This window comes from Pseudomonas sp. ADAK21, assembly GCF_012935735.1.
GTDB lineage: Bacteria > Pseudomonadota > Gammaproteobacteria > Pseudomonadales > Pseudomonadaceae > Aquipseudomonas > Aquipseudomonas proteolytica.
In genome coordinates this window covers 4914032-4931590 of sequence record NZ_CP052857.1, presented here as the reverse complement: position 1 = coordinate 4931590, position 17559 = coordinate 4914032, and the positions used below count along the sequence as shown (strand labels likewise).

Below are 17559 nucleotides of genomic sequence, written 5' to 3'. Positions count from 1 at the left end.
TCAGTCCTCCCAGATCTGTACGGTTTTCAGCACGTCGCGGCGGTTGGCCTTCTTCGCCCCGAACATATTGGTGTCGGAGCTGCCACTGCAGCCGCTGCCAAAGCTGAAACCACAACCGGAACGCTCGGCAAACGCATCGCTCATCGCGTCTTCACGGTGGGCGCTGGGCACTACAAAACGGTCTTCGTAGTTGGCAATCGCCAGGTAGCGGTACATCTCTTCCACCTGGGCAACGCTCAGGTCGACGTCGGCCAGCACTTGCAGGTCCTCCACACCGTCCACTTGCTGTGAGCGCTTGAAGGCGCGCATGGCCAGCAGGCGTTTAAGCGCACGCTTGACCGGCTTTTCGTCACCGGCAGTCAGCATATTGGCCAGGTAGCGCAGCGGGATGCGCAGGCTGTCGACATCCGGGATCACCCCGTTCATGCCCACGGTGCCAGCTGCGGCGGCGTTCTGGATCGGCGACAGCGGCGGCACGTACCAGACCATCGGCAAGGTGCGGTATTCCGGGTGCAGCGGCAGCGCCAGCTTCCAGTCCACGGCCATTTTGTACACCGGCGAACGCTGGGCCGAGTCGATCACCGACTGCGGTACACCATCGGCCAGGGCCTGGCGGATCACCGCCGGGTCATTGGGGTCGAGGAAGATTTCCAGCTGCTTCTCGTACAGGTCGTGCTCGTTGGCGGTGCTCGCCACTTCGCTGATGCGGTCGGCGTCATACAGCAACACGCCGAGGTAACGGATCCGCCCGACGCAGGTTTCTGCGCAGACGGTGGGCATGCCGGCTTCGATCCGTGGGTAGCAGAAGATGCACTTCTCGGATTTGCCGCTTTTCCAGTTGAAGTAGATTTTCTTGTACGGGCAACCGCTGATGCACATGCGCCAGCCGCGGCATTTTTCCTGGTCGATCAGGACGATGCCGTCCTCTTCACGCTTGTAGATCGCGCCGCTGGGGCACGACGCCGCGCACGCCGGGTTCAGGCAGTGCTCGCACAGGCGCGGCAGGTACATCATGAAGGTGTTTTCGTACTCGCCATAAATGTCGGCCTGGATCTGGTCGAAGTTCTTGTCCTTGCGGCGCTTGGCGAACTCGGTGCCGAGGATTTCTTCCCAGTTGGGGCCCCACTCGATTTTCTCCATGCGCTTGCCCGACACCACCGAACGCGGGCGCGCAGTGGGTTGGTGCTCGCCCAGGGGCGCGGTGTGCAGGTGCTGGTAGTCGAAGTCGAACGGCTCGTAGTAGTCGTCCAGGCTCGGCAGGTCCGGGTTGGCGAAGATGTTCGCCAACACGCGGAACTTGCCGCCGATACGTGGGTTGATCGAGCCGTTGGCGTTACGGATCCAGCCGCCCTTCCACTTGTCCTGGTTTTCCCACTCCTTGGGGTAGCCAATGCCCGGCTTGGATTCAACGTTGTTGAACCAGGCGTATTCCATGCCTTCGCGGCTGGTCCAGACGTTTTTGCAGGTGATGGAGCAGGTGTGGCAGCCGATGCACTTGTCCAGGTTCAGGACCATGCCGATTTGTGAGCGAATCTTCATCTCAGTTCTCCTCGATATCGGTCGGCAATGGACGCGGCAGATCATCACCGCTGGAACCATCGAGCCAATCGACCTTGACCATCTTGCGCACCACCACGAATTCATCGCGGTTGCAGCCGACTGTGCCGTAATAGTTGAAACCGTAGGCCTGCTGGGCATAGCCGCCGATCATGTGGGTCGGCTTGAGCACCACGCGGGTCACCGAGTTGTGGTGGCCGCCACGGGTCTTGGTGGTTTCCGAACCCGGTACGTTCACGATGCGTTCCTGGGCGTGGTACATCATCACCATGCCTTCCTTGACCCGCTGGCTGACCACCGCACGGGCGGTCAGGGCGCCGTTGACGTTGAAGCACTCGATCCAGTCGTTGTCCTCGATCCCGGCGCGCTTGGCGTCGATTTCCGAGAGCCACACAATCGGGCCGCCACGGCTGAGGGTGAGCATCAGCAGGTTGTCGCTGTAGGTGCTGTGGATCCCCCACTTCTGGTGCGGAGTAATCCAGTTCAGGACGATTTCGGTCTCGCCATTGCTGCGCTTGCCCTTCACCCCTTCGATGGTGCGGGTGTTGACCGGTGGCCGGTAGCTCATCAATTGCTCGCCGAACGCCTGCATCCACGGGTGATCCTGGTAGAACTGCTGGCGGCCGGTGATGGTGCGCCATGGGATGTTTTCATGGACGTTGGTGTAGCCGGCGTTGTAGCTCACGTGCTCGTCTTCGAGGCCCGACCAGGTGGGGCTGGAGATGATCTTGCGCGGCTGCGCCTGGATATCGCGAAAGCGGATCGCTTCGTGGGCCTTGGAAATCGCCAGGTGGCTGTGGTCGATGCCGGTGAATTCCGACAGCGCGGCCCAGGCTTTCAAGGCCACCTTGCCGTTGGTTTCCGGGGCCAGGGACAGGATCACTTCGGCGGCGTCGATGGCGGTGTCGATCTTTGGCCGGCCATGGCTGATGCCGGCATCGCCTTCGTGGTGGTTGAGTTCGCCAAGGAACTCGACCTCCTCATCGGTATTCCAGTTGATGCCCTTGCCGCCGTTGCCGAGTTTTTCCAGCATCGGGCCCAGGGACGAGAACTGCTTGTAGATGTTCGGGTAATCGCGCTCCACCACCGCCATGTTTGGCGCGTTCTTGCCCGGTACCGGCGCCACACCGGCGCTTTTCCAGTCGGTGCCGCCAAACGGCTGGGCCAGTTCGCCGACGCTGTCATGCATCAACGGCACGGTGACCAGGTCTTGTTCCACGCCCAAGTGGCCGACCGACATGGCCGAGAACGCCTTGGCGATACCTTTGTAGATTTCCCAGTCCGAACGCGACTCCCACGCCGGATCGATCGCCGCCGACAGCGGGTGAATGAACGGGTGCATGTCCGAGGTGTTCATGTCGTCTTTTTCGTACCAGGTTGCGGTCGGCAACACGATGTCGGAATAGACGCAGGTGGAGGACATACGGAAGTCCAGGGTGGTCACCAGGTCCAGCTTGCCGATGGCGCCGTCTTCGACCCACTCGGCCTCGGTCGGCTTGCATTCGGTGCTGTGGCCGATGTCTTCGTTCATCACCCCGTTCTTGGTGCCCAGCAGGTACTTGAGCATGTACTCATGGCCCTTGCCCGACGAACCGAGCAGGTTGGAACGCCAGATAAACATGTTGCGCGGGAAGTTCACCGGGCTGTCTGGCTGCTCGCAGGCAAAGCGCAAGCTGCCGTCCTGCCAGGACTTGACCACGTAGTCTTTCGGGTCCATGCCAGCGGCCGCCGCGTCGCGGCAGATATGCAGCGGGTTGGTATTGAGTTGTGGCGCGCTGGGCAACCAGCCGGCGCGTTCGGCGCGGATGTTGTAGTCCAGGGCATGCTCGGGGAACTGCGACTTGTCGGCCAGCGGCGAGAGGATGTCGTGCATGCTCATCTTCTCGTGGCGCCATTGCGAGCTGTGGCCATAGAAGAAGCTGGTGCCGTTCATTTGGCGTGGCGGACGGTTCCAGTCCAAACCAAAGGCCAGGGGCAGCCAGCCGCATTGCGGGCGCAGTTTTTCCTGGCCCACATAGTGCGCCCAACCGCCACCGGTCTGGCCGACGCAACCGCAGAGCATGAGCATATTGATCAGCCCGCGGTAGTTCATGTCCATGTGGTACCAGTGGTTCATCGCCGCGCCGACGATGATCATCGAGCGACCACGGGTCTTGTCGGCGTTGTCGGCAAACTCGCGGGCGATCTGGATCGCCTTCTCGCGGCTGACGCCGGTGATTGCTTCCTGCCAGGCCGGTGTACCCGGCACGCTGGCGTCGTTGTAGTCCTTGGCCACATTGCTGCCGCCCAGGCCACGGTCGATGGCCAGGTTGGCGGCGGACAGGTCGAACACCGTCGCCACTTTGGCCACCGTGCCATCAGCCAGGGTCACGCTGTGCACCGGCACCCGACGGAACTGCACGGCATCGCCGGCCACGTGCTGGAAGTAGTCGTGGGCTTCACCGGCAAAATACGGGAACGCCACTTCGGCGACGTCATCGCCGATCAGGCTCAGTTTCAGGTCGATCTCGCGGCCTTCACCGCCTTCTTTGGCGAGGATGTTCCACTTGCCCTTCTCGCCCCAGCGATAGCCGATGGCGCCTTGTGGCGAGACCAGTTCGCCGCTCTCGTCGAGGGCGATGGTTTTCCATTCCGGGTTGTTGTCCTGGCCCAGATTGTCGACCAGGTCCGACGCGCGCAAAAAGCGGTCGGGCTGGAAGCCTGCGCCCGGGGCAAAGCCGGTCATGGGCTTGAGCATCACCAGCACCGGCAAGTCGGTGTAGCGCTTGGCATAGTCGGTGAAGTACGCGCTGGGCTTGTCCAGGTGAAATTCTTTGAAGATCACATGGTTGAACGCCTGGGCCAACGCGGCGTCAGTGCCCTGCTTAGGGTTGAGCCACAGGTCGGTAAGCTTGGCCACTTCCGAATAGTCGGGGGTGATGGCCACGGTCTTGGTGCCCTTGTAGCGCACCTCGGTGAAGAAGTGCGCGTCTGGGGTACGGGTCTGCGGGACGTTGGAGCCCCAGGCAATGATGTAGTTGGAGTTGTACCAGTCGGCCGATTCCGGCACGTCGGTCTGCTCGCCCCAGACCATCGGCGAGGCCGGTGGCAGGTCGCAGTACCAGTCGTAGAAACTCAGGCACACGCCGCCAATCAACGACAGGTAACGGGAACCGGCGGCATAGCTGACCATGGACATGGCCGGGATCGGCGAGAAGCCAACGATGCGGTCCGGGCCATATTGCTTGATGGTGTAGACGTTGGACGCAGCGATGATCTCGTTGACTTCATCCCAGTTGGAACGGATGAAGCCGCCCATGCCGCGTTTGCTTTTATAGGAGTCGGCCTTGACCTTGTCCTCGACAATGCTCGCCCAGGCCTCGACCGGCGACAGGGTCAGGCGCGCCTCGCGCCACAGTTTGAGCAATGGCTTGCGGATCTTCGGGTACTTCAGGCGGTTGGCGCTGTAGATATACCAGCTGTAGCTCGCGCCACGGGGGCAGCCGCGCGGCTCATGGTTGGGCAAGTCGTTGCGGGTGCGCGGGTAATCGGTCTGCTGGGTTTCCCAGGTGATCAGGCCGTTCTTCACGTAGATCTTCCACGAGCACGAGCCGGTGCAGTTCACCCCGTGGGTGGAACGCACGATCTTGTCGTACTGCCAGCGCGAACGGTAGACGTTCTCCCAGTCGCGGGACTCTTTGCGGGTCTCGCCGTGACCTTCGGAGAATTCGTCTTGCTTGCGATTGAAGAACCGCAGTTGATCGAGTAAATGACTCATGGTGCTTTCCTCTCAGGCTTGCTGCGGGGTTCTGTGCCCCGCCCACGCAAGGTTTGAATTCGGGGTCGACTCAGCAGGGGGTCTCGGCGCCTTTGCGCGCATACCACCACCAGGTCACGACAATGCAGCTCAGGTAGAAGCCGACGAACATGTAGAAGGCCAATGCCGGGCTGCCGGTGTAGGCCATGGACGAGCCAAAGGTCTTGGGAATGAAGAACGCACCGAAGGCGCCCATGGCCGAACTGAAGCCCAGCACGGCTGCCGATTCCTTGGTCGCATCCTTGAGGGCTTGCTCACGCACGGCGGCAGGTTTGCCGGCGCTGGCTTTTTCATGCTGGGTGCGGAAGATCACCGGGATCATGCGGAAGGTGGAGCCGTTGCCGATGCCAGTGGTGATGAACAGCAGCATGAACAGGCCAAGGAAGCCGTAGAAGCTGCCGCCCTGGCCGTTCAGTGGCAGAAAGTGCAGGACGCCAAACACCATCACGATCATCAGCACGAAGTTCCACAGGGTCACCCGCGCACCGCCCAGTTTGTCTGCCAGCCAGCCGCCCAATGGGCGTACCAGGGCGCCTACCAGCGGGCCGAGGAATGCGAATTTCAAAGCGTTGACGTCCGGAAACGAAGTCTTGATCAGCATCGGGAAGGCGGCCGAGAAGCCGATGAAGGAACCGAAAGTCGCCAGGTACAACCAGCACATCAACCAGTTGTGCTTGCGCTTGAAGATCACTGCCTGCTCGCTGAACGAAGCACGGGCGCTGGACAGGTCGTTCATGCCGAACCAGGCAAACAGGGTCACGGTGATAATGAACGGCACCCAGATAAAGCCAGCGTTCTGCAGCCACAACTGGCTGCCGTCTTCCAGGGTCTGCGGCTGACCACCGAGCAGGCCGAACACACCAAAGGTGATCACCAGCGGCACGCAGAACTGCATCACCGACACGCCGAGGTTACCCAGGCCGGCGTTCAGGCCCAGGGCCGTGCCTTGCTGGGACTTGGGGTAGAAGAAGCTGATGTTGGACATGCTCGAGGCGAAGTTGCCGCCGCCGAAACCGCACAGCAGCGCGATCAGCACAAATACGCTGTAGGAAGTGCTGGGGTCCTGCACCGCAAAGCCCATCCACAACGAGGGAATCAGCAGCGACGCGGTGCTCAGGGCGGTCCAGCGGCGGCCACCGAAGATCGGCACCATGAACGAATAGAACACGCGCAAGGTGGCACCGGACAGGCCCGGCAAGGCGGCCAGCCAGAACAGCTGATCGGTGGTGAAGCTAAAGCCGATGGCGTTCAGGCGCACGATTACCGTGCTCCATACCATCCATACAGCGAAGGCCAACAGCAGCGCCGGGATCGAGATCCACAGGTTGCGGGTCGCGGTCTGTTTGCCGCTGGCGCCCCAGAATGCAGGGTCTTCGGGGCGCCAGTCGTGGATCACCGGGCCCGAATTGGGCTTTTGCGCGATAGTCATGCGGATTCTCCTTGGAGAGGCTGGGCCACCGCTTTACCGAGCAGCGGTTGCTTGCGGATTTCACTGAAGTACATCCAGGTCAGGGAGACCCAGACCACGCCGTACATCAACATGAAGCAGGAAGAGCGCACGCCGGTGAGGTCCACCAGGGCGCCGAACATGATCGGCAGCACGAAGCCACCCAGCCCCCCGGCCAGGCCGACGATGCCGGACACCGCGCCCATGTTTTGCGGGTAGTCATTGGCGATGTACTTGAACACCGAGGCCTTGCCGAAGGCGAAGGCGATGCCCATCACAAACAGCAGGATGGTGAAGACGGTGGCGTTGAGGCCGATATGGAAATCCAGCGGGCCGTTGACGGTCTGCACCTGCAATTGGGTCTGCGGGTAGCTGAGCAGGAACAGGCAGATCCAGCTCACCCACAACACCCACCAGGTCACGCTTTGTGCGCCCCAGCGGTCGGACATCCAGCCGCCTACGGCGCGCAACACCCCACCCGGCAGGGAAAAACACGCGGCCAGCAGCGCGGCACTTTGCAGGCTGAAGCCGTATTCCTGCACGTAGTACTTGGTCGCCCACAGCGCCAGGGCCACGTAGCCACCGAACACAATCGAGTAGTACTGGCAGTAGCGCCACACGGCCGGGTCCTTGAGGCACAGCAACTGCTCGCGAAAGGTCGCGCCACTGGCATTGCGGTGGGCCTTGTTTTCGCTGGTGAGGAACCAGAACAGCAGCGCGGTGATAAACAGGATCGCGCTGAACACCTTCGGCACCAGGTGCCAGGTACCCAGGGCGATCAGGGCCGGCGCAAGAAACTTGGTCACCGCCGCCCCGGCGTTGCCGGCACCGAACACGCCCATGGCAAAGCCCTGGTTGTCCTTGTCGAACCACTTGGCGACATAGGCGATGCCCACCGAGAACGAGCCGCCCGCCAGGCCGACAAACAGCCCCAGCACCAGGAATTGCCAGAAGGCGGTGGCATAGGTGATCAGGTACAGCGGCAGCACGCAGGTGAGCATCAGTACAAAGAACACGATGCGCCCGCCGAAGCGGTCCGTCAGCAGGCCCAGGGGCAGGCGCACCAGGGAGCCGGTCAACACGGGGGTGGCGGCCAGCAGGCCGAACTGGGTTTCGTTGAGTTGCAGCAGCTCTTTGATCGGCACGCCAAGGACGGCGAACATCATCCAGACCATAAAGCACACGGTGAAGGCCAGCGTACTCATGCCCAGCACCAGGCCTTGTCTTACACGGGGTTGAGTCACGGTTTGCGCTCCCAGAAGTGATTCCATGAGCGCAGGTTAGGGGCGACGTCCTCGCAGAACTTGACCCAGATCAACGTCCGCCTGGGGGGTATTGGCCTATGCTTGCCCCATCTACCTCCAAGGAGGTAGGCCAAATAACAAGAGAAAGTCTTTACTTATCAATGGATTGGTCTCTTGTGCCGGTTTTTTCCCGTGGGAGGGTTCGCCGGCAACTCTTTAGAGGTAGTGCGCCAGGGATTGCAGAATTCAATGCTGTTTTCCTTGCCAGGTGCCGCCATGCTGCTGTTCTTCCTCCTTCGATTACGCCGTGATGTTTAACTGGCTGCGCAGCTCCCTGCCCGCGCGGGCCGGTGTCGCGGTGATCCTGATTGCGATCCTGGCCCTGGCCAGTTCCCTGAGCGCCGGGCTGATCGCCTGGTTCAGCCAGGGCGACGGCGCGGCCATCAACACCGCAGGCTCGGTGCGCATGGAGACCTACCACCTGAGCTGGAAACTCGCCGACCATGCCCCCGCCGACGAGATCCAGGCCATCACCCAAAGCCTGCAACGGCGCCTGGACAGCCAGTCATTGAAAGCAGTGCTGGAAGACGGCCCCCAGAGCGCCCTGCAACAGAGCTACCAGCAGATCCAGCAACACTGGAACCTGGAGCTGCGCCCGGCCATCGAGCGTGGCGACGGCGCCCTGTTCCGCGAACGCGCGCCAGCCTTTGTCGAGCAACTGAACCAGTTCGTCAGCCTGTTGCAGCAGCAGAGCGAGCACAAACAAGGCTGGCAACAGCTGATCCAGGGCCTGGCGCTGTTCAGCACCCTGATCATCCTGCTGCTGGGGCTGTATGAATTGCAGTACGGCGTGGTCACGCCCTTGAAGGAGTTGGTGGATGCAACGCGACGCTTTCGTGAGGGTGACTACACGGCGCGGGTCAATCACCGCTCCCAAGACGAGCTTGGCCAGTTGGCCCTGAGCTTCAACACCCTGGCCGAAACCATCGAGCAGTCCCACCGCACCCTGGAAAGCCAGGTGCAGCACAAGACCCTCAACCTGCAACAAGCCAACGCCGCCCTCGAGTTGCTCTACGAGAGCAGCCGCAGCCTGGCCACGCGCCTGGCCAACGCCGAAGGCCTCGACGAATTGATCCGGCGCTTCCAGAAGCGCCTGCCGGGCCTGCGCCTGTCGCTGTGCCTGCAAGGGCACTTCCTCGCCCCGGCACAGCAGATGCTCGCGCTGCATGGTGAAAACAGCCGCAACGTCTGCGCCATTGGCGACTGCGCCACCTGCGAACGGCATCACGTGGCCCCGCCCCAGGTGTTCAGCATCAGCAACCAGGGCGCAGAGTTGGGCGAACTCAAGGCGCATTTCGTCGACGGGCATGCGCCCCAGGACTGGGAAAAACAGCTGATCCAGGCGCTGGCCAACCTGATTGGCACCTCGCTGTCCCTCAAGCGCCAGCGTGAACAGGACCACCGCCTGTTACTGCTGGATGAACGCACGATCATCGCCCGCGAACTGCATGACTCCCTGGCGCAAGCGCTGTCGTATATGAAGCTGCAAGTCAGCCGCATGCAGACCCTGCTGCGCCGTGACGAACCCAAGGCCACCCTGGAAACCGTCACCGGCGAACTGCGCGAAGGCCTGAACAACGCCTATCGGCAACTGCGTGAGTTGCTGACCACCTTCCGCCTGCAAATCCACGATGCCGGGCTGGTCCAGGAGCTCAAAGACACCGCCGAGGAGTTCTCGCGCCGTGGCGAATTCCAAGTGCACCTGCATGTGGACGCCCTCGCCTTCCAACTGTCAGCCAGTGAACAGATCCACCTGTTGCAGGTGACCCGTGAAGCCTTGTCCAACTGCCTGCGCCACGCCCATGCCGAGAACGCCTGGCTGCAACTGCGCCAGCACGGCGAAACCGTGAGCTTGAGCATTGAAGACGACGGCCGCGGCTTCAGCGAGCCGGTGGACCAACGCGAACACCACGGCCTGAACATCATGGATGAACGCGCCCGCAGCCTGCACGGCCAACTGGATATTTCTGCCCGCGAGCCCCAAGGCACACGGGTACATTTGCTGTTTCGCCCGGAATTCCTCGGGCAGTCTTTACAACAAGGTAGCCTGTCATGAACACCCCACACCGCCACGGCATCCTGCTCGTCGACGACCACCCGATGATGCGCCACGGCATGCGCCAGATGCTCGAACTGGAAGATGACCTGCACGTGGTGGGCGAAGCCGGCAATGGCGAGGAAGCCCTGGGGCTGATCGAATCGTTGCAACCGGACCTGGTGTTGCTGGACAACAACATGCCGCAAATGAACGGCCTGGAAACCCTGCGCCGCCTGCGCGCCATGGCCTATGGCGGCAAGGTCTTGCTGTTTACCGTGTCCGATGCCGAAGACGACATCCGCGACGCCCTGCGCCTGGATGCCAACGGTTATCTGCTCAAGGACATGGAGCCGGAACTGCTGATCCAGTACATCCGCGATGCCCTGCACGGCGCCCTGGTGATCAGCCCTGGCCTGACGCGCGTGCTGGCCCAGGCCCTGCGCTCACCCCAACCCCATGCCGCGGTTGAACTGACCGAGCGCGAGCGGCAGGTGTTGAAGACCATCGCCGGGGGTTACAGCAATAAGGTGATCGGGCACAAGCTGGGGATTACCGAGGGCACGGTGAAGGTGCATGTGAAGAATCTGCTGCACAAACTGGGGTTGCGCTCGCGGGTGGAGGCTGCGGTGTGGGCGATGGAGCATTTGCGCCAGGCTGGGTAGGGTTTTGTGGGAGCTGGCTTGCCTGCGAGGGTCGTTAACGATGACGTTGGGTATCTGACACCCCGAGGTGTTCTTGCTGGCGTGATCGCAGGCAAGCCAGCTCCTACAGGGGAATGCAGCTGCGCGCTCTGGCGTTGCATTACCGCACTTTCACCGTCAACGCCCCCACACTCGCCAAAACAATAACCGTCCCCACAATCACCATCATCGAAGGTCGCTGCGCCAATATCACCCATGCCATCACCATCGCCACCGGCGGTATGAGATAAAGCGCAATCGCTGCCCGACTGACCTGGCTGTGCGTCAGTACATAAGCCCAGGCCAGGTAGGCCAGCGCACTGGGAAAGATGCCCAGCACCAGCACTGCCAGGTTCACCGACACCGGAGCCTGGGCCACTTCCTCCGGTAATCCGGGCAGATACACCAGCAGCAACGCCGTACCTGACCAGAGGGTGAAACACACCATTGTCAGTCCGTCATAACGCTGTGAGTAACGCTTTTGCAGGGCGAAATACAGGCTCCAGGACGCCGCTGCCAGCAGGATCAACACGCCATGCCCATCCAGTTCGCCCAAGCCCCGATCCCCCACCGCCACGACTCCGGCACCGAGCAGGCCGCCGAGGACACAAGCCCATTGCCAGGCGCCGAGCCGCTCCCTGAACAACGTGCTGGCGAGCAATGCGCTGAACAGTGGCGTCGATTGCGCCAGGACGCTGGCGGCGCCGGCACTCACACCGCGCTGGCCGTAGTTGAGGGCGATGTGGTGCAGCGTCACCGCAAACAATCCCAACACCGCAAACAAAGGCAAATCCCGGACCCGGGGCCGTGCAATACCCTTGCACCAGGCCACCCCGGCCATAAACACCGAAGCAATCAAAAAGCGCAGCACAGCCAGATTGTCGGGCGCATAGGCCTGCAGCGCGATATGGATGCCGACAGGCGAATACGCCCAGCAGAGGATGACGAAGAGGGTCGCCAGGACAACTTTTGCGTGGGGCATGAGCATTCTCAAGGACGTGGCAGCACACAGGCACTGCCTGGCAAAAGTATGAGAAAACCCAAGCCCTGAAAAAAGTGACTTAAACTGAGCCCACTCTTCACTTCAGGTGAACCATGGAACTGTCCCAACTGCGCATGTTCAAGACGGTCTACGAGTTGGGCAGCATCGCCCGTGCAGCCGCAAAGCTGCATTGCGTGCCGTCCAATATCACCGCACGGCTCAAGTCCCTGGAGCAGGAGCTCGGGGTCGCGTTGTTCCTGCGTGAGGGCCGGGGCCTGCGGGTCAGTCCTGCGGGCGAAGTGTTTATCGAATACGCGACGAAAATCCTCGACCTCACCGAAGCCTCCCGGCGTGCCGTCGCACCTGGTGGCGCGCCCCATGGGCACCTGCGGATCGGGGCTATCGAGTCCAGTGCTACGGGGCGCTTGCCCCATTTGCTGGCGCGCTACCACGCGCTGTACCCACAAGTGTCGTTGGCGTTGAGCACCGGCACCTGGTCGCAGTTGCTCGATGATATCCAGCACCATCGGCTGGATGCGGCGATTGTCGCCGTGGATGTGCAACGCCCCGGGCTGGAAAGCACGCTGCTGTATAGCGAAGACCTGGTGCTGATCGCCCCCACGTCCCTGGGGCCGGTGCGCACCGTGACCGACCTGCAGGGCCTGACCCTGTTTATGTGGCCGACCGGCTGCCCGTATCGCCTGGCACTGGAGCAGTGGTTGTCACGCCACGGCCAAGTCGCGTCAATCGTCAGCATCGCCAGCTACGGTACGATTATCGGCTGTGTCAGCGCCGGCAGCGGCGCCGCGCTGGTACCACGGGGGATCTACGAGCAATATCGTCAGGGCGCCAACTGGCAAGGCCACGAGTTCGCGGAACTGACGCGCATCGACAACCGGTTTTACTGGCACGCCAACACAGGCTGCCATCCGGCCCGGGATGCATTTTCGGCACTGCTGCGCGATCACTGCCTCCTCGGGGCTACCTCCAACGAGGCATAGGCCCGGCAAGCCTTGCGCCCTACCATGGGGGGGAGCGGAGGTACGCCATGCTGACCCACCCATCCATCGTTTTAACCCTGCGCCGGCATCATCTGTTCAGCCCCTTGCCGGAAAAAATCTTCCAGGACGTCTGTACCCTGGCCAATCTCAAGCGCCTGCCCGGGCACGCGACCTTGATGCATCAGGGCGACCCCGCCGAGCGGTTTTTCCTGTTGATCAGTGGCCAGGTCAAGTTGCACCGGGTCACCGGTGAAGGCCAGGAGCATCTGGTGGAAGTCATTCGCCCCGGCCAGACCTTTGCCGAAGCCCTGCTGTTCAGTCAGGCCAAGGCCTACCCGGTGAGTGCCACGGCGCTCAAGGACAGCGTGCTGGTTACCATCGAGGGCCATCATTACCGCAAGGCCCTGGAAGACCAGCCGCAGATCTGCCTGGCAATCCTCGGCACCATGAGCATCCACCTGCATCAACGCCTCAAGGACATCGACACCCTGAGCCTGGCCAATGCCAGTCGCCGGGTCATCAACTTTCTGATCCAGGAGCGCGACCTGGCCAGCGGCGATGTGGTGCTGCAGGTGCCCAAGCGTCTGGTGGCCTCCAAACTGGGGATTCAGCCAGAGACGTTTTCGCGGATCCTGCATCGGCTGGTAGACGCCGGACTGATCGATGTACAACGGCGCACGATCCGCATCCTGTGCGAGGAGCAGTTGATGACCTATCAGGCCGGCTGACTTAGAATCGACGCCATTCTTCGCCCGCCTTCCTGACACGAGCGCCCCCATGAGCTTTGATTTCGACACGATCCACCCTCGCCTCGGCACCGGCAGCACCAAGTGGAGCCGCTACCCCGAAGACGTCTTGCCGATGTGGATTGCCGACATGGACATCGCCGCCCCGCCGGCGATCCTCAAGGCCCTGCACGCGCGCCTGGACCAGCAGATGCTCGGCTACAGCGTCGCCCGGCCTGAAGTGCGCGAGGCGATCATCAGCGACCTGTGGCACAAGTACGCCTGGCGCGTGCAGCCCGATGAATTGCTGTTCCTGCCGGGTGTCGAGCCAGGCTTCAACATGGCCTTGCATGCCTTTGTCCAACCGGGCCAGTCGGTGGTCTTGCAAACCCCCAACTACGCGCCGCTGCGCCATGCAGCGGGCAACTGGAACCTGCCGAAGATCGAAGTGCCGTTTGAACTGAGCGACCAGGGCGAATACCTCACCCCCCTGCCCGCCTTGCGCCAGGCCTTGAAAGGTGCCGGTGCACTGCTGTTGAGCAACCCCCACAACCCTCTGGGCAAGGTGTTTGCCCGCGAGGAACTGCTGGCCGTCGCCAATGCCTGCCTGGAACAAGGCACGCTGATTGTCTCCGATGAGATCCATGCCGAGCTGTGCTTCGACGGGCGCCGGCATATCCCTACCGCCTCGTTGAGTGCAGAGATCGCACGGCGCACCATCACCCTGATGTCCGCGAGCAAGGCCTACAACGTCGCCGGCCTGAAGACCTGCTTTGCGATTGTCCAGGACCCACTCATCCGCGAGCGCTTCAACAAGGCACGCTGCGGCATGGTCGATAGCGTCAGCCCGTTGGGCCTGGAAGCCACCTGGGCGGCGTATAGCCAATGTGGTGAGTGGTTGGAGGCGTTGGTCACGTACCTGCAAGGCAACCGCGACTACCTGGTGGATGCCGTGCAAAAACGCCTGCCGGGGGTGGTCATGCATGCGCCTCAAGGTACCTACCTGGCCTGGCTGGATTGCAGCGCCCTGGGCCTGGAAGACCCACAGCGGTTTTTCCTTGAGCAGGCCAAGGTAGGCTTGAGTGCGGGCGTGGAATTTGGCGATGACAGCCAACAGTTCGTACGCTTGAACTTTGGCTGCCCGCGGGCATTGCTCGAAGAAGGTATTTCACGCCTGGAACGCAGCCTGCAAAACCTGTAGGTGCGGCCCTGGCGGCTGATCAGAGCTTGGCGATGGACACCTCGGTGGATTTGACGAAGGCAATCACTTCACTGCCCACCTTCAACTCCAGGTCACGCACCGAACGTGTGGTGATCACCGAGGTGACAATCCCGGACGCGGTTTGCACGTCGATCTCGGACACCACTTCGCCGAGCAGGATTTCCTTGATCACGCCTTTGAACTGGTTGCGCACGTTGATCGCTTTGATGGTCATGTCGGTTTTCCTTTCACTGTTGGGTCAATCCGCACGAATGCGCAGGCCTTCAAAATGCGCCATTCGCACCAACAACAAAAGGAATAAATAACTATTTATTTATTCCATATAGGAATATGTAAAACCCTGTAGGAGCCGGCTTGCCGGCTCCTACATGGGTTTGGTCAAAAACCTACTGTTGCCGACACCAGCCAGGTACGCGGCGTAGACAGGGTCAGGCCTGGCGCGCTGTCGCTGGAGGTCGCGGCCGATGCCCAGTAGGTCGTGTTCAGCACGTTCTCCACAGTCGCACGCAGGGTCACTGGGTTTTCCTTGACCTTGAAGGTGTAGCGCGCCCCCAGGTCGTAGCGTTCCCAATTGTCGATCTTCTGCTGGTTGGCCGCGTCCAGGTACTGCGCGCCGGTATGAATCGCGCGGGCGGTCAGGGTCAGGCCTTGCAGGCGTGGGATATCCCATTCGGCACCCAGGTTGACGTTGGCCACTGGCGCACCGGTGCCGCGCTTGCCGTCGGTCAGGCCCTGGGCGGTCTTGGTCTGTTCGCTGTCGAGCAGCATCACCCCGCCGAGCAGGCGCACGCCGGCCAGGGGTTCGCCAAACACGTTCAGTTCCACGCCCTGGTTGCGCAATTCGCCATTGGGTTTGAAGAAGCCCTGGTTGTCGATGCCATAGGCCGGCTGCTTGATCTGGAACACGCTGGCCGTCATGCCAAAGCTGCCCATGTCGTACTTGGCGCCGACCTCCACCTGCTTGCTCTTGGTCGGTGGGAAGATCGCGTTTTCATTGTTTACCCCGCTCGAAGGTGCGGTCTCGCCCTGGCTCAGGCCTTCCATGTAGTTGGTGTACAGGGACAGTTGATCGGTGACTTTCACCACCAGGCCCAGGGCCGGCGAGGTCGCTTGTTCGTCGTACTCCGGCTGGTCCTTGATGCCATTGCTCCAGGACGTGACCTGGACCTTTTGCAGGCGTGCACCCAGGGTCAGCAGTACCCGTTCATCGAAGAAGGCCAGGGTGTCGGCCAAAGCCAGGCTGGTGAAGCGGTTTTCGGTGTGGGTGCTGGTGTCCCAGCGCACAGCCTGGCCTGGACGGGGCAACACCACCGGGTTGTAGAGGTTGCTCCTGCCGGGGGTATAGCGCTCGCCGGCATTGTCGAAATCCATGTTGAACTGGTTGAGGCTGACATTGAGCGTGTGCCCTACAGGACCGGTATTGAACCAACTGCGCGCGCCCACAGTGGCGGTCTTGACGTCTTCGTCGCGGCGGAAGCTGCGCGGCACTACCGTGAAGTCGCCATTGCTCTGGGTCGCCTGCACGCCGTGGCGCAGGAAGTCGTAGTTGCCTTTGCGCGCACCGGCGGCGGCGTAGACCATCAGCGAATCGCTGACATCAAACTCGCCACGCACCGCGCCAAAGGTGTCCTTGGTATGGGAGTACGTCCAGGATTGGGCAAAGTTGTCGCGGATGTCGCGGGCCTTGGGCATCACGCTGCCCCTGGCAACTTCCACGCGCTCCTGGGGCGCGTCGGCGGTGCGTTCCTGACGCCCGAGGTCGAGGGACAGGCGCACTCGCTCCTTGCGGTAGTCGAGGCCGATCACGGTCATTTCGCGGTCGACCTCCTGGTGATCCCATTCGGTATCGCCGGATTGCTTCACGCCATTGAAACGCACGCCAAACTGCTGCTCGTCGCCAAACCGCCGACCGATATCCACCGCACCACCGAACTGCCCGGCCGAGGCATAGCTGCCAGTGAACTCGGTAAGCGGTGCATCGGCGGCACGCTTGGGCTCGATATTGATCCCGCCACCGATACTGCCCCGCGGCGCGATACCACCGAGCAAGGCGCCGGGGCCCTTGAGGATATCGACGCGCTCGACCATTTCCATGTCGATGGCGTAAGTCGGCAGCACGCCATAGAGGCCGCCGTAGGACACATCGCTGTTGAACAGGCTGAAACCACGCACCGAAAACTGCTCGAAACGCCCACCGGCGGGGTTGGTGATGCGCACCGAAGGGTCGCTGGCAACCATCTCGCCGAGGGTCCGCGCCTGCAGGTTCTTCACCGCCTTGGCGGTGTAGGACGTGAGGTTGAACGGGGTATCCATAAAATCGTTATCGCCCAACAGGCCCTGGGCGCCTTTGCGTGTCACTTGGTCACCGGCGTAGGTTTGGGCAACGGGTGTGTTCGCGGTCCCCAGAATCGAGGTGGCTGGCAACTGATAAGCACCGCCCTGTGGTGCGGGGATCAAGGTGTAGGCACGCTCACCCACCGTTTGCAATTGCAGGCCCGAGCCTTGCAGCAGGCGTGCGAAGCCTTCTTCGACGGCAAACTCACCGGAAATCCCGGCGCTTTGGCGACCGCCGACCAGGGCCGGGTCCACCGACAGATTGACCCCGGCCAGCCCGGCAAAGCGGGTCAAGGCGCTGCCCAGGCTGCCGGCGGGCACTTGGTAACTGCGCCGGGCCGCGTCCTCGGCCCAGCTCACAGGGATAAACATTGGGCTGGCACTCAGGCTCAGGACCAGACTCAGGCGCAGTAGCGATGGCGGGACGACAGGCATTGAAAGGCTCTCTGTTTTCGTTCACTTGCCTTGGATGA

12 protein-coding genes are annotated in these 17559 nt (G+C 62.0%); 5 read left to right on the top strand and 7 right to left on the bottom strand.

The genetic code is table 11. The features are described from left to right. The 4 genes from narH to HKK57_RS22325 all read right to left on the bottom strand — a co-directional run bounded on the left by narH (position 1) and on the right by HKK57_RS22325 (position 8044). Positions 1 to 1539, bottom strand: a complete 1539-nt coding sequence (gene narH / locus HKK57_RS22340) for a nitrate reductase subunit beta (protein WP_029291316.1) — start codon at positions 1537 to 1539, stop codon at positions 1 to 3. A gap of 1 nt (position 1540) precedes the next feature. Next, complete coding sequence (locus HKK57_RS22335; protein ID WP_029291314.1) at positions 1541 to 5314, bottom strand: nitrate reductase subunit alpha; 3774 nt, start codon at positions 5312 to 5314, stop codon at positions 1541 to 1543. A 70-nt stretch (positions 5315 to 5384) separates the two neighbouring features. Then, positions 5385 to 6782, bottom strand: a complete 1398-nt coding sequence (locus tag HKK57_RS22330; RefSeq protein WP_070994248.1) for a NarK family nitrate/nitrite MFS transporter — start codon at positions 6780 to 6782, stop codon at positions 5385 to 5387. Further along, positions 6779 to 8044: an MFS transporter gene (locus HKK57_RS22325; protein ID WP_050492699.1), complete on the bottom strand. Its 1266-nt coding sequence runs from the start codon at positions 8042 to 8044 to the stop codon at positions 6779 to 6781. Before HKK57_RS22325 ends, HKK57_RS22330 begins: the two co-directional genes overlap by 4 nt. 310 nt (positions 8045 to 8354) lie before the next feature. Here HKK57_RS22325 and HKK57_RS22320 point away from each other — a divergent pair, with 310 nt between their 5' ends. Together HKK57_RS22320 and narL are read left to right on the top strand one after the other, a co-directional pair. Next, on the top strand, positions 8355 to 10160 hold the full coding sequence (locus HKK57_RS22320) for a HAMP domain-containing protein (RefSeq protein ID WP_092237037.1): 1806 nt from the start codon (positions 8355 to 8357) through the stop codon (positions 10158 to 10160). Next, positions 10157 to 10804, top strand: coding sequence for a two-component system response regulator NarL (gene narL / locus HKK57_RS22315; protein WP_029291304.1), 648 nt, complete (start codon positions 10157 to 10159; stop codon positions 10802 to 10804). The genes HKK57_RS22320 and narL overlap by 4 nt, the downstream gene beginning before the upstream one ends. Positions 10805 to 10943: 139 nt before the next feature. On the opposite strand, the gene HKK57_RS22310 is transcribed toward narL, so the two are convergent. After that, complete coding sequence (locus tag HKK57_RS22310; protein ID WP_237150437.1) at positions 10944 to 11804, bottom strand: DMT family transporter; 861 nt, start codon at positions 11802 to 11804, stop codon at positions 10944 to 10946. Between the two features lie 113 nt (positions 11805 to 11917). Here HKK57_RS22310 and HKK57_RS22305 point away from each other — a divergent pair, with 113 nt between their 5' ends. Genes HKK57_RS22305 through HKK57_RS22295 form a run of 3 tightly spaced genes read left to right on the top strand, consistent with a single transcriptional unit; the run spans position 11918 to position 14731 of the window. Next, entirely contained in the window at positions 11918 to 12805 is an 888-nt protein-coding gene (locus tag HKK57_RS22305; protein WP_070994245.1) for a LysR family transcriptional regulator, read from the top strand. 47 nt (positions 12806 to 12852) lie between these two features. Beyond that, on the top strand, positions 12853 to 13533 hold the full coding sequence (locus tag HKK57_RS22300; RefSeq protein ID WP_029291299.1) for a Crp/Fnr family transcriptional regulator: 681 nt from the start codon (positions 12853 to 12855) through the stop codon (positions 13531 to 13533). A gap of 49 nt (positions 13534 to 13582) precedes the next feature. Then, positions 13583 to 14731 carry a MalY/PatB family protein gene (locus HKK57_RS22295; protein WP_092237046.1) on the top strand — a complete coding sequence of 383 codons (1149 nt, stop codon included), beginning with the start codon at positions 13583 to 13585 and terminating at the stop codon, positions 14729 to 14731. A gap of 19 nt (positions 14732 to 14750) precedes the next feature. Here the strand turns inward: HKK57_RS22295 and HKK57_RS22290 are convergent, their stop codons facing one another. Continuing rightward, entirely contained in the window at positions 14751 to 14966 is a 216-nt protein-coding gene (locus HKK57_RS22290; RefSeq protein WP_003173733.1) for a TOBE domain-containing protein, read from the bottom strand. A 164-nt stretch (positions 14967 to 15130) separates the two neighbouring features. Beyond that, a complete protein-coding gene (locus HKK57_RS22285) occupies positions 15131 to 17521 on the bottom strand; it encodes a TonB-dependent receptor (RefSeq protein ID WP_029291281.1) in 2391 nt (796 codons plus the stop codon). Positions 17522 to 17559: the final 38 nt, after the last annotated feature.